Origin of the sequence: Enterococcus sp. AZ171, assembly GCF_051714005.1 — a bacterium.
GTDB classification, from domain to species: domain Bacteria; phylum Bacillota; class Bacilli; order Lactobacillales; family Enterococcaceae; genus Enterococcus_B; species Enterococcus_B pernyi.
In genome coordinates, this window is the sequence record NZ_JBIORA010000001.1 from 2749437 (window position 1) to 2762834 (window position 13398).

Annotated in this window: 11 protein-coding genes; 4 read left to right on the forward strand and 7 right to left on the reverse strand. The window is 39.8% G+C overall.

What is annotated here, in order from left to right; all coding sequences use genetic code 11:
* Positions 1–43: 43 nt before the first annotated feature.
* Complete coding sequence (locus IGJ49_RS13210) at positions 44–2218, reverse strand: PBP1A family penicillin-binding protein (RefSeq protein WP_023520466.1); 2175 nt, start codon at positions 2216–2218, stop codon at positions 44–46.
* Between the two features lie 209 nt (positions 2219–2427).
* Between IGJ49_RS13210 and IGJ49_RS13215 the strand changes: the two genes are divergently transcribed.
* Positions 2428–3282 carry an RluA family pseudouridine synthase gene (locus tag IGJ49_RS13215; RefSeq protein ID WP_023520467.1) on the forward strand — a complete coding sequence of 285 codons (855 nt, stop codon included), beginning with the start codon at positions 2428–2430 and terminating at the stop codon, positions 3280–3282.
* A gap of 164 nt (positions 3283–3446) precedes the next feature.
* Positions 3447–3908: a GyrI-like domain-containing protein gene (locus IGJ49_RS13220; RefSeq protein WP_062806079.1), complete on the forward strand. Its 462-nt coding sequence runs from the start codon at positions 3447–3449 to the stop codon at positions 3906–3908.
* Between the two features lie 42 nt (positions 3909–3950).
* On the opposite strand, the gene IGJ49_RS13225 is transcribed toward IGJ49_RS13220, so the two are convergent.
* From IGJ49_RS13225 to IGJ49_RS13245, 5 genes are all read right to left on the reverse strand, one after another.
* A complete protein-coding gene (locus IGJ49_RS13225; protein WP_224434911.1) occupies positions 3951–4220 on the reverse strand; it encodes a type II toxin-antitoxin system RelE family toxin in 270 nt (89 codons plus the stop codon).
* Complete coding sequence (gene relB, locus IGJ49_RS13230; RefSeq protein WP_010734162.1) at positions 4210–4443, reverse strand: type II toxin-antitoxin system RelB family antitoxin; 234 nt, start codon at positions 4441–4443, stop codon at positions 4210–4212. Before relB ends, IGJ49_RS13225 begins: the two co-directional genes overlap by 11 nt.
* Positions 4444–4630: 187 nt before the next feature.
* A complete protein-coding gene (locus tag IGJ49_RS13235; RefSeq protein WP_023520469.1) occupies positions 4631–5503 on the reverse strand; it encodes an ROK family protein in 873 nt (290 codons plus the stop codon).
* 3 nt (positions 5504–5506) lie between these two features.
* Positions 5507–8188 (reverse strand): alpha-mannosidase, encoded by a 2682-nt coding sequence (locus IGJ49_RS13240; RefSeq protein WP_224434279.1) that lies wholly within the window; start codon positions 8186–8188, stop codon positions 5507–5509.
* A 14-nt stretch (positions 8189–8202) separates the two neighbouring features.
* Positions 8203–9492: a glycoside hydrolase family 125 protein gene (locus IGJ49_RS13245; protein ID WP_224434280.1), complete on the reverse strand. Its 1290-nt coding sequence runs from the start codon at positions 9490–9492 to the stop codon at positions 8203–8205.
* Between the two features lie 150 nt (positions 9493–9642).
* Here IGJ49_RS13245 and IGJ49_RS13250 point away from each other — a divergent pair, with 150 nt between their 5' ends.
* On the forward strand, positions 9643–10710 hold the full coding sequence (locus IGJ49_RS13250; protein WP_010734158.1) for a GntR family transcriptional regulator: 1068 nt from the start codon (positions 9643–9645) through the stop codon (positions 10708–10710).
* Positions 10691–12844, forward strand: a complete 2154-nt coding sequence (locus IGJ49_RS13255; protein ID WP_244063248.1) for a GH92 family glycosyl hydrolase — start codon at positions 10691–10693, stop codon at positions 12842–12844. The genes IGJ49_RS13250 and IGJ49_RS13255 overlap by 20 nt, the downstream gene beginning before the upstream one ends.
* Before the next feature lie 295 nt (positions 12845–13139).
* Here IGJ49_RS13255 and IGJ49_RS13260 read toward each other — a convergent pair whose 3' ends face one another.
* Positions 13140–13241, reverse strand: a complete 102-nt coding sequence (locus IGJ49_RS13260) for a putative holin-like toxin (protein ID WP_019724559.1) — start codon at positions 13239–13241, stop codon at positions 13140–13142.
* Positions 13242–13398 lie beyond the last annotated feature (157 nt).

The following is a 13398-nucleotide window of genomic DNA, read 5'->3' on the forward strand; positions in this document are numbered from 1 at the left end:
AATAAACTCTATTGTAACATGAGGTGATTTGTTTTCAAAGTGCCTACTCTCCTTGGAATCGACGCCATAGATCTCGTGTTGCATCACCGATACCTTGTACGCCTTCTCTCAGCATATCGCCAAAATTCCTTAGGCCATCTTTTGCTTGTTCGCCATAACGATCTAAATTGTCTTGCCAGTTCCCCTGATTCTCTTCATTGGTTTGTGAATTATCTGGTACTTGATCTGCTGGGACGACTTGACCGCCGGTAGCATAGGCATCCGCAACATTGAATCTTGTTTGCTCGGTGTAAGGCAAGATGCCTTCTGCTGCTGATTTGAAGACTTTCCCCACCACATTGCCACTTGTACCTTCTAAATAGTGAAGTTCACTCGTTTCTTCAAATCCCAACCAAGTAGATATGACTACATCTGGTGTATATCCAACGATCCATTGGTCATTCGCTTTTGTAGCATCAAAATTCGTTTCTGTCGTTCCTGTTTTCCCTGCCACCGTATAACCATATGGATTCGCTGCAACACCCGTTCCATTAGAGAACGTACCTAGTAACATGCTGGTCATTTGATTCGCCGTTTCTTCGGAAATGACCTGCTTTGGTTTACTGTTGGTATTATCAACGATGACTGCTCCGGTAGAGTCAACGATCTTGGTGATCAAATGCGGTGTATACATCTTCCCATTATTGGCAAATGAACCATAAGCCCCCGCCATAGTCATAGGAGATACCCCATTTTTCAAACCACCTAACGCTAACCCATAATACTTGTCTGAATCAGCTAAAGGTAAGCCAAATTCTTTTGTCTTATCAAAGCCTTTTTGAAGACCGATCTCATGAAGTAGCCACACAGCTGGTAAATTCAAGCTTTGAGCAACTGCTTGATACATCGGTACTTCCCCTTGATAGGTCCCATCAAAGTTGTGTGCATCATAATAAGATTGTGGTTTATCTTCAAGAATACTTGACGGTGTATAGCCAGCTTCTAACGCAGGTGCAAACACACTGAGTGGTTTGATTGATGAACCAGGTGAGCGTTTCATCTGCGTTGCAAAGTTGAATCCTCTAAAGACATGTTCCCCACGTCGACCAACGAGCGCTGCAACCCCTCCTGTTTTCGGATCTAGTGCAACTGAACCTGATTGGACCATGGCACCATCTGTCGCATTTGGAGGGAATAACGCATCATTTTGATAAGTCGCTTCTAGTTGTTGCTGATAATTCTGATTCAATGACGTATAGATTTTATAGCCTTTGTTCATGACATCTGCTTCATCTAAGCCATATTCACTAACAGCTTCATCAATCACTGCATCAAAATAATAAGGATAACGATAACCAGACTCCGAACCAGTATACGTATCATTCAAATAGTGTGTGATGTCCGTCTGAGACTCAGCAGTTGCTTGTTCTTCACTGATTTTACCATTGTCTGCCATCACGCTTAACACCGTATTTTTCCGATTATTGGCATTTTCTGGATGATCTATTGGGTTGTAGATACCAGGACCCTTCAACATCCCCGCTAACGTAGCAGCTTCAGACAGCGTGACATTGTTAGCATCCACTCCAAAATAGCGTCTTGATGCATCTTGTACACCCCAAACCCCATTACCAAAATAGGCATTGTTCAGATACATCGTTAAAATTTCTTCTTTGCTGTACTTCTTCTCGATCTCAATCGCTAGAAAAAGTTCTTTCGCTTTTCTGTCAAACGTTTGATCTAGTGTAAGATACGCATTTTTGGCTAACTGTTGGGTAATGGTACTTCCGCCACCCCCGCCTGTACCACCAGATGTGATCATCCTTACTGCTGCTCTGGCAATCCCTTTGATATCAAAACCAGGATGTTGATAAAAATTCCGGTCTTCGGTCGAGATAACGGCATCTTGGATCAGTGGAGAAATCGCATCTAACTCCACATAAGACCCTTTTTGTGCATACAACGTCCCCGCCTCTTCGTTGTTTTTATCATAAATCACGGTCGACTGACTCAAACCAGATTTCAGTGTTTCAACATTCGCTTGTTTTGCTAATACAAATAGATAAATACTCGTGATCAATACGAAGATCAGTCCGATCAGTAAAATCAACTTGTTGATATGATATTTTTTCCAAATGCGCTTACGCCATCGATGGAATTGTCCGAGGTAAGGCTTAATCCATCGCCAAAAACTGATGAGCGCAGTTTTTATTCTTCTTAACATGCTCTGAAAATCCATTCACTTCTTCTCCTGTCTATTGATCTCATTCTTCTCATTTTAACATAACTAATTATGCGTGACGTCCTGCTTGAGATGTAGGTGTACGCTTTGTTTATTCACAATGTGGATAGTTTAGCATATGAAGTGAAGGAATTTTTCCATTTTTTTCTTAAATATCTGTTAAAAATGTTACAATGAATCTGAATTTCAATGAAAGGTGTGAGCATGTGGACATCACAATCACGTTACCTGAATCTCATCCAACCATGACGATTCGAGAATTATTAGAAAATGAGTGGCTTGTACCAAGAAAAGTCCGACACTTTTTACGTATACGTAAAAACGTCTTATTGAATCGCGAACCTGTTTTATTCCATCACGAAGCAAAAGCTGGAGATCAAATCACTTTGCACTTCGAGGAAACTGACTATAGTTACCAAGAGATCCAATTGGGGGAAGCAACAAAAGTCAGCGTGTTGTATGAGGATGAGCACTTGATCATCGTCAACAAACCAGTCGGTATCAAAACGCATCCGAATGAACCGACAGAAACGAATACGTTATTGAATCATCTGGCTGCTTACTTAAATCAAAAAAAGCAACGTCCATATGTCGTTCATCGATTAGACAAGGAAACGAGTGGAGCTGTTCTATTTGCTAAAAATCCTTTTATTTTACCTATTTTAGGTAGAATGTTGGAACAGAAAAAAATCTACCGCCGTTATCAAGCCGTTGTTTGGGGTAAACTTTCTCAAGATGTAACAATTACAGACAAAATCGGCAGAGATCGTCATGATCGTCGCAAACGAGTGGTTGATCCAAGAAATGGGCAACCAGCCATCACACATGTCCAAGTCGCCGAATTTTCGGCAGATAAAACAAAGGTCTATTGTGTCTTGGATACAGGACGAACCCACCAAATCCGTGTACATTTAGCAAATCAAGGCCACCCCATTGTTGGTGACCCGCTCTATCAAACGAAGTCAGCGAAACGTTTGATGCTCCATGCGTTAGAACTCCATATGCCCCATCCATTTACACAAGAAAAAATCATTGCACAAGCATTGCCGGGATTATGGTAAACACTTGAAAATAGTCATAAACAAAAAACTGAGAATTGGGAACTTAATACGAGCCCAATTCTCAGTTTTTTTCTGTTTCTATCAAAAATATGAATTGACAGTAAGCGCATACATGCCAGACTTACATTAGTATGTATATAAAAAATATCAAGGAGATCATTCATATGAATATTGAAATAACTAACCTTTCGTCACAAATTGCTGTAGCAACCAAAGCGACTGCTGTTACTATGGAGAACATGACCGTTGCAATAGATACTGGCTATGAAAAATTGATGCACGCTGTTGCTGAACAAGGTGCCCAACTGATTGGCGCCCCCTACTGCGCTTATCTGAATAGCAACGAAGACTTTACCATCTTTGACATTGAGTTAGGGATTCCTATCAATACAGCTATTTCTGCAAGTGATGAGGTGTATATGAGTCAAACGTATGGTGGAAAAGCCGTTATCGCCACACATCAAGGTTCTTACGCCACACTTGAGGCAACATACGAGGCAATGCTGGTTTATCTCCAAGAAAATCATTTGGAAAGTACAGGCGTTTATTATGATTACTATCTAAGTAATCCGCTTGATACACCGGAAAACCAATTATTGACACAAGTTGTTTTTCCAATCAATTAAGTTCGGATTCATGTTGCTCCAAACCAGTCTCATTTGCAACAATTATTTCTTGTACATAATGCTTCTATGACCAATAGAAAATAGTTCAATTATAATTTCAGAGTCAATTATATTTGTTAGTATGCGATAATTCCCAATGCGGTACCGCCACTCACCACCTTGATTTCCAGTCAATCCTTTACCGTGTTGTCGAGGGGTGCTGGTTCCTTCCAAATTTTTTCTAATCCAAGCAACGATTATTCTTGCCTGATTTCGATCCATCTTTCTTAACTGTTTCTGCGCTTGAGGCATATAGATAACTTTATACTTCAGCTAAGAACTTCTCCATGCCAGACTGAGAAATTCCCTTCTCTTTTTTCTTTTTAGAAAGTGCCATTGCATCTTTTAATAATTTTAAATCAATCTCATCTTCGATTTTATCAAGTACTGACGTCCTGTAAAGTTCCTTCAATGATGAGTTATGTACTTTAGCATATTCTGCTACTAGTTTGTTTTCATCATCTGGAATTCTAAAGGTAATTGTGGATTGCCCCATAATCTACCCCTCCGCTCTAATTTGTAACAACATCGTAAAAAAAAAATACATTCTTTTGTCAATACAACTTTAGTACGTAATATATAGAATAAAAAAGAACGGCTACCAATAATGACAGTCGTTCTCTATACCTATTTTTATTCAAGTTTCCATCTAAAAATTAAAAGTCGCTATTTTCTTCTTAGATTTATGCAAATTCATTTCCTTCTCGATGTGCCTTTTCCGCCAATAATAAACTGCCGATGATCCCACTTTCATTTGGCATGCCCCATTGAACAATATACTCCTCTACTGGCGGCGTTTCCATGTAGCCAGCCATCAATGTCATAAATTGTTCTCTCACTTTTTGTAGTAAGTGTGCTTGATTCATGACACCACCACCTAAAATGATTTTTTCTGGCGCTAATGTCAATGTATAATTGACTAATGCTTGTGCAAGATAATATGCTTGGATATCCCAGACAGGATGATCCTCAGGTAAATTTTGTCCCTTGATTCCTGTACGTGCTTCGATCGATGGTCCAGCCGCTAATCCTTCTAAACAGTCTTTATGGAAAGGACAAGTTCCTTCGTAGTCGTCTTCTGGATGACGTTTGACCATGATGTGCCCCATTTCCGGATGCGCACTTCCAGAAAGAATATCGCTATTCAACACAACACCGCCACCAATACCTGTGCCGACAGTCAAGTAGATGCAACTGTTTTTCCCTTGCGCCGCCCCTTTTAACAATTCACCATATGCCGCAGCATTGACGTCGGTTGTCCATGCCAAAGGAACGTCGTATCGTTGTTTGATGCTTCCTAAGAAATCAAAATCTCGCCATCCTTGTTTAGGCGTAGCTAAGACATAGCCATAGCGATCATTCGTTGGATCAATACCGATTGGACCAAAGGAACCGATTCCAATTGCTTCTAATTCAAAGCGATCAAAGAAATCAAACACTAACGCCAATGTTTCCTCCGGTAAAGTTGTCGGTACACTGATTTTTTCAATGATTTCTCCCTGATCTGATACTGCACAAATAAATTTTGTTCCACCTGCTTCTATTCCACCATACATCAATTATTCCTCCTCAAAGCCGACTGTCCGAATCTCATAAGGCTGGAGCATTTCGTCAATCGTCTCTTGACATTCTTCTTCAAGGAGATTCAACCGTTTGCCTTTTTTGCCATTTTTCGTCAAATGCAACGATTCTAAATGACTAGACATATTGAATCCTCTCGCTACTAGTTTATCATTAAGTTTGCTTCGTTTCAAAGCAGTAATTGCAAACGTTTCCCCTTCAATTGATAAATATTGGTTTTTCGGTGATAGTTTGCCTACTTGATTGGACAATTGCTTTGTCGAAAATGGAATTTGAGCTGCATAAGCATGCTTGTAGGTGGCGAATTTATCTTCTCCTGTATGGACCTCTAAACTGTAATCGAATTGGTGAACACCTAAACACTGTGCTTCCGGTGTTGGGAAATAACCCCAGTCGCCCATCTCACCGACGCAACGCAGTAATGTCACCGCAATGGTTTTTCCATCCAAGATTTCATATTCATTCAAACCAAAATTACCAATCGTTATCCCTTGGGTTGCATCGCCTAATTGGACAAAGGCATGTTGATGCTGGGGATTGGTCGGGTTCTCCCAACTTGCAGAGACTTGGTTTGGACGAGCTACAACTTCAAAAATACTATCTGCTTCGTGTTGTTCCACATGTAACTTCGTTGGGAATAAGACACGTAAGCGATGATCTTTCATCTGATTGTCGATGGTTGTTGTAAAATCGATCTTTTTGCTCTCTGCACGCAACATAATCAGTGTTGTGATTGTCAGTGGCTTTGTTTCTTTTGAGCGTTGGGCTTGCCTAAAGCGGAACTCTCGTACCATTTGTTGCTCTTTTTCTAACCGATCATCTGCAGAAATAGGGATGTCAATGGTTTGAGTTAGTTTGATTTGAGCGATTTTAGATGTATCCTTGATGATCTCAACAGTACTTCTCGGTTGGTCTTTTGAAAGAATCGCTTGTTCATTCTCTGGTTGCTTGAAGATATATTCGTTACCGATGTCACCGACGTCTTCAAATGTCAATAACTCTTCAAATTTTTGCCCGCTTGTTTTATCCAATAAGGTCAATGTCCCATTTTGCTCAATGGATACATGCACGAATTGATTTTCAATACAGCGTCCTGCTTGAGTAATCATCGACTCTTGTTTTTCATCCGTTGCTCCTTCAACTAAAGCGAATGTTTCCCATGAAAATGCAGGCATTTCATCAATTGGTAGCTCAATCGTGACATATCTTGCCATATATGGCACTCTAAAGCGATCTTTCGGTAAATCATAGCCAAATGATACAACTTCTTCAGAAACCAAAGCTGGGATCTGTTTTTTTTCAGACGTTTCAACATGGTAGTATTTCTTAGGTTGTTCCGCCAATTCTTGATATAGCTTCTCTGGAATACCTTCTGCAAATCGTTTTCGTTCCAACTCTAAAGTGATTACGGCTGACCCTGTTTTGGGCATTCCTGCTGTATTGAAAATAACAAAAGGATAGCTTTGCTTCGAAAATCCACTGGTATCAATAGCTGTTGCCAGTTGATCCAATGCTTCTTGTGCTAAAAATCTCCCCACTTCATTGGCTTTTTCAAAACGCGGAATCATTTCTCGATGAACGGAGTCAACTGAGCATCCGCAAATGCTATCATGAGGATGATTTTGCATCAGTGTTTTCCAAGCGTAATCTAATTGATCGTGCGGATACCTTCCTGTCACTTCATATGCCATCGTTGCTAAAGGTTCTGTGACATTTTCAAGTTGACGTTGTACTTTTGTGTTCCACTGTTTGAGGTAAACTCTCGCAGAAGCTGTATTGGCTAACGTATACCAGCCATCGGTTTCTTGACTCGTCAATTCTCCTTCAACTGAGCCAAGATCCTGAGGAAGATCCTGTTGTACCGTTTCTAGATAATCAGTAAAATTGGAATGAATGAATTCATAGTCAGGATACAATTCATTGGCTAATCGAATTGCCTTTGATATATCTTTTTGTACAGGTTGATGATCCACTCCATTCATCATCAATAAATGGTTGGTTGACGCATATTGCTCGGCATCTGCTAACTTCTGATCCCAAAAACGAATCGCAGCTTCTTTCTCAGCTGGAATCTCATTCCCGTTACTGTACCAATTGGCAAACAATAACCCAAAGATCTCCGTTTGATCAGGGCCTTTCCACCACATCTCAGAATATTGTGACGAATAGTTCTCAGCTTCTAGTACTTGATTATCAAAGCCTATCGGTTTCACCCCACGACCAAACGCAGCAGCTTCTAGTCCTACTTGCTTCATCATTTGTGGCGTTTGTCCCATATTGCCAAAAGTATCAGGGAAATAACCTAGCATGACCGGCGTTCCCCATTTGCGACTTTCTTCCATACCGATCAACATATTCCGAACATTTGACTCTGAGCTAATTAAAAAATCATCCTGTAAAATATAAAATGGTCCAATCCGTAATTTTCCTACATCGATGGCTTGTTGGATTGCTTCTCTTTTTTCAGGACGTACTTGTAGATAGTCATCTAAAATAATGGTCTGTCCATCTAAATGAAAGCTGTTGAAGTCTGGATCGGTTTCAAACAGCTCCAACAAATCATCCATTAACTCCACTAATCGCATGTGATGTTGCTCATATGCCATGTACCACTCACGATCCCAATGGCTATGAGAAATGATATACACTTTTTTCTTCATATCTATTCTCCTCCTTATTTTTCCACTCGGATATCAAAGTAATCCATGACTAATTCACAAAACATCATGTTTGCCCAAGAAAACCATTCTCTTGTGTAGTTTTGCGGATTGTTCACATCAAAACCTTCATGCATCAAGTGTGTCCCTGCATCGGTCGCTACTAGTAAATCAAGGATTCGTTCTTTTTCTTGTTTGTCTTCTGTCGTCATTCCTTCCATCGCTAGGGCGATTGGCCAAATATAATTCTCGGGCGTATGCGAAGAACCAATTCCTTTTGCATACTTCCCTTCATAAAAGTAAGGGTTCTCTTTACTTAACAAAGTGTTTCGCGTATTTATATAGTGTTCATCTGTACTGGAGCAATAACCCAAATAAGGTGCTGAAATCAAATTAGGCACATTGCTATCGTCCATTAATGAGGCATTCCCTAAGCCGTCTACTTCATACGCATAAATCGTTTCACCTTGTTGATTTTCGATTTTTCCATAGGTGGCAATCCCCTCTTGGATGGCTGTTTTTAAGTCGTTTGCTTTTGTAACGATTTCTTGGTCTTCAAGAATTGAGGTGAAAATCTCTTCCACATATCCTAGAATAACTACAGCAAACATATTGGATGGGACAAGATAGCCATATTGACAGGCATCATCGCTCGGACGAAATCCTGACCAAGTCATACCCGTGGGCGCAATCGCCGATCCACGTCCCTCGTTGACTAACGTATCTTCTTTTCTTGTGGTGTCTCTTGTAAAGGTGTAAGGCGATTGTCGATGGTCTTGTTCTACTTGAAAAACTTCTAAGATTTTTTGAATCCCCTCAATAAATGAGTGGTCAAATTGATCTGTACGTCCGGTATTCTTGTAAAGTAAATAAGCTAGTTGAACAGGGTAGCATAAAGAATCGATTTCATATTTTCTTTCCCAGATCCAATCGTTCATTTGAGTGTGATCGGTTTGATGCCCTGCGCCATTTGCTTGTTCATTGAACGCATTTGCATATGGATCGATCGTGATATAGTAAAATTGCTTTTTGACTAACCCACTGATCATGTCAGCTAAATCTTCATCCTCTTTCGCAATTACTAAATAAGGACGAACCTGCGCGGTGGAATCACGTAACCACATTGCAGGGATATCTCCTGTGAGTAGAAAAGTTGTCCCATCCTCTTGCCGTTTGACTGTGGTCAACAACGTATTCGCAAAAGCCGAAGAAAAATTCTTAGCCCAATCTGCATGCTCTTCTCCACATTTTTGTATGATGTCATCCATAAATTGCTTCACTGAATTAGGTATATTCTTATAAGCCATATTATATAAACTCCCTTTTATTTGATATGTCATTGTGAATTATACCTGCTCGCACTATAAATGTCTACGCTTTCAATGAACTTTTTTCTATTTACTTTTTCAAGTATTATGCTATGATTTAATTATGATATATCATTAAGAGGTGTAATTATGGAGCAACCATTATATAAAACAATATTTTTAGCGCTAGAAAAAGCAATACATGATGGAACTTTACCTGTCGACAGTCAAGTTCCCACTGAAAAAGAACTATCCCAACAATACAATGTTAGTCGGATCACGTCCAAACGGGCATTGACAGAATTAGAACAACTAGGATTGATTTATCGTGTACGCGGAAAAGGAAGTTTTGTTAAAGCTCCCAAAAAAGGTGTTCCTTCACGTAGTCTCTCTACTCATAAAAGAATCTTATTTCTTTTGCCTTACTTGTCTGATTTATCCGTGGGTGACTTTACTCAGGGCTTGAATCCAATCATGCAAGAACATCAATTCGAGGTCATGATGACGACTTTAGATTTTTTAGAAACAAAGACAGCCAATGATTTGATGCAAGAATTTGATGGCTTGATTTATTATGCTTTTGAAATAGATCAACATCTTGACTTGCTTTTTGAGCTTTCCTTAAAAGACTTTCCAGTACTCATGCTAGATAAAAAAATATATGAGTTACCTTTTCCAACTGTCTTATCGGATAACTTTCAAGGTGGTTCTTTAGCAACCAATCAATTGATTGAACAAGGTCACAAAAAAATCGCTTATCTTTTTGGTGATTTATCCCATCCACAATCCGTGAGACAACGCTATCTCGGTTATCTTGAAGCACTGAATAAAGCAGAGTTATCGTTCCATACTGCATTAAATGATCCAATGGCGACCACTAATGAATTAGCTAACTATATTCATACACATAACGTTACAGCATTTGTTTGTGAGAATGACTTAGTTGCAATTCAAGCAATGACTACGTTAAAACAATTGGGTTACACCATTCCCAATGATTTTTCCGTCATCGGGTTCGATGATATCCAAGCCGCTGCTTTGGTTGATCCGCCTTTAACAACGATTGCCCAAGATTTTCTCCAATTAGGCGAATTGGCGGGCAAAGCGATGATCCAGTGGTTACAAACAAAAGAAAAACCGGCTGACATCAAACATCCTGTTACTTTGATCCAACGACTATCGACAAAGGAGTATACACATGGACATTCAACAAATTGATACACGTCATGGCACTGCGAATCAAGCCAACTTTTCTAATGGGAATTGCCTGCCTTATACAGGCGTTCCTTTTGGTATGAACTATTTTGCCCCACAGACAAATGAACAAAGAGGTAGTTGGTGGTTTCACCCCGATGACCGGATTTTCCAAGGTTATCGTTTGACTCATCAACCTAGTCCTTGGATGGGGGATTTCAGCCACTTTTTGATGACTCCGTTCAGTGGAGTATTACAAGAACCCACGGTGTTCCATGCCCAAAGTTCGTATCGCCCAGAAGAATGTACTTTTTGTCCCACCCACCTTTCCATTGACCAATTGCGTTACGGTATTCAATCGACATTGATCCCTAGTATGTATGGTGGCATCCTTTCCATCACTTACCAACAAAATGATAGCGGTTTATTACTAGCGTTTCCTGGCCGTTTCCGTCTTACTGCAAAAGATGCCTACACACTAGAAGGTCAAGTCACTCATTTTGCGGGCGCAGAAGATCCGAATTTCACTTTTTATTTTGTTTTGGGCTTCGAACAGCCTCTGACAACTAGTGAACTCGAGTATTCTAGCGAACAAGCAGACACCGTAGCTCTTTATTTTGGTCATATCAAGCAACAGACGATTCGGCTAGGGACGTCATTCATTAGTAATGAACAAGCTCACCACAATTTGAAACAAGAGCAAGAAAAACAAGAAAAAGACTATCTTTTAGACAGTCAGGAGCAATGGCAAAACTACTTTGATCGAATCAAAATCAACCATCATGATCAAAAACAAATGCAAACGTTCTATCACAATTTATATCGGACATTCCTATTCCCACAAACTTTTTACGAAATTGATCCAGAAGGAAAAAAAATCCATTATGATACCACTAGTTGTACAGTAAAAAATGGGATTCTTTATACAAATAATGGGTTTTGGGATACGTACAAAACGGTTTACCCACTCTTTTCATTGATTGCGGTCGAAAAATATGAAGAGATGTTGGAAGGTTTTTTAAACAGTTATCGAGAAACTGGCTTCTTACCTAAATGGCTTTCTCCAGATGAACGAGGTCTCATGCCTGGAACATTGATCGATGCAGTGATCGCTGATGCTGCCATCAAAGGTATCGGCAGTCAGAATATGCCGGAATTTTTAGAAGCAATGAAAAAAGGAGCGACAGTTCAAAGTGATCAACAAAATTATGGTCGCCAAGGGACAATCGATTATTTAAAGTATGGCTACGTGCCAAACCATTACCATGAATCGATCAATCACACACTTGATTATGCCTACAGTGATTTTTGTATCAGTCAAGTTGCTCAAACACTAGCTGATGTTGAAACAACTCATCACTATCAGCAACAATCCATGAACTATCGCAATGTTTTTGATACAGAAACTGGTTTTATGCGTTCAAAAGACTGCTCAGGAAAATTCCGTCCTGATTTCTCCTCTATCTCTTGGGGCACAGATTACGCAGAAGGAAGTGCATGGCAAAGCAGTTTTGCTGTTTTCCATGACTTTGCAGGTCTGATCGAAGCGCATGGTGGAAAACAAGCTTTTGAGAACAAATTAGTTGAATTATGTAATCAACCGCCTAAGTTTGAAGTCGGTGGTTATGGGTTTGAAATCCATGAAATGAGTGAGATGGCAGCAACTGAATTTGGACAATTAGCCATCTCTAATCAACCAAGTTTTCACTACCCTTATCTTTTCCATTACCTTGGGAAACCCGAAATGGCACAACCTTTGATCAAACAGTTGCTTACGCAACTTTTCGATACATCACCTACTGGCTATCCTGGCGACGAGGATAATGGCAGTATGGCCGCTTGGTATATCTTTAACAGTTTAGGTTTTTACCCAGTTACACCTGGAACCGGTGAGTATGTCATTGGTATCCCACTGTTTGATCAAGTGATCTTAACACTTTCAAACGGCAATCAATTGACTATCCATGCTACGCCTAACCAGCCCCAACAACAGTTTATTCACCATGTAAGTCGAGATGGCTACACTTATGAAAAGCTATATTTTACTCATAAAGATTTACTAAACGGTGGCACGATCAACTACCATTTAGGCATTGTTCCTCATACTAAAACTTATTCAGAGGATAGTTTGCCTTATTCTTTAAGTCGCCAAGAATAATATCAGTGGTTCAGCTAGAAAAGAAGCGTGGTTAAGGAAGCTTCTACCCCAGTGCTTACTCTTTAGTTAATTCCATTTGCCATCGTCTTCAGCACTAATTTTAGAGAATATCGACTCCATTAGGACTTTATTGAATGATTGATTTCACTCATGACTCGTTGTTTACAGATGACTCGTTGAGATGCTATACTAAAGAAAAGAAGCGATGCGCTAACATCACTTCAATGTAGCCGCATGACGGTAGCAAAATTATTTGGAAATTCCCCGTTAAATCTCGCTAAGGTTTATGACGGGGTTATTTTTTATCGTTTTTGCTGATTGTCAGCATAATGCCAACAAGCGCAAGCATCAATGATCCAAACTGGATCATCAATGCCAGTGCTTCCGCAACAGACAAAAGGCTACTCCCTTCGTTGAAGTAGGAAAATGCTCATAAGCATCCCCCCCTGAGTAGCTACCATCATAAACAATCTACATGGTCCATTTTAACATAGAACCCATCACATATTTTATATTTTTTGTTTTTTTATATGATTTTTTTCACTTATTCAATC

Excerpts from the sequence above, each read along its gene's own strand:
- IGJ49_RS13210 (WP_023520466.1), bottom strand. The coding sequence starts at position 2,218 with ATGGATTTTCAGAGCATGTTAAGAAGAATAAAAACTGCGCTCATCAGT.
- IGJ49_RS13220 (WP_062806079.1), top strand. The coding sequence starts at position 3,447 with ATGAATATTGAAATAACTAACCTTTCGTCACAAATTGCTGTAGCAACC.
- relB (WP_010734162.1), bottom strand. The coding sequence starts at position 4,443 with ATGGGGCAATCCACAATTACCTTTAGAATTCCAGATGATGAAAACAAA.
- IGJ49_RS13235 (WP_023520469.1), bottom strand. The coding sequence starts at position 5,503 with ATGTATGGTGGAATAGAAGCAGGTGGAACAAAATTTATTTGTGCAGTA.
- IGJ49_RS13240 (WP_224434279.1), bottom strand. The coding sequence starts at position 8,188 with ATGAAGAAAAAAGTGTATATCATTTCTCATAGCCATTGGGATCGTGAG.
- IGJ49_RS13245 (WP_224434280.1), bottom strand. The coding sequence starts at position 9,492 with ATGGCTTATAAGAATATACCTAATTCAGTGAAGCAATTTATGGATGAC.
- IGJ49_RS13250 (WP_010734158.1), top strand. The coding sequence starts at position 9,643 with ATGGAGCAACCATTATATAAAACAATATTTTTAGCGCTAGAAAAAGCA.
- IGJ49_RS13255 (WP_244063248.1), top strand. The coding sequence starts at position 10,691 with ATGGACATTCAACAAATTGATACACGTCATGGCACTGCGAATCAAGCC.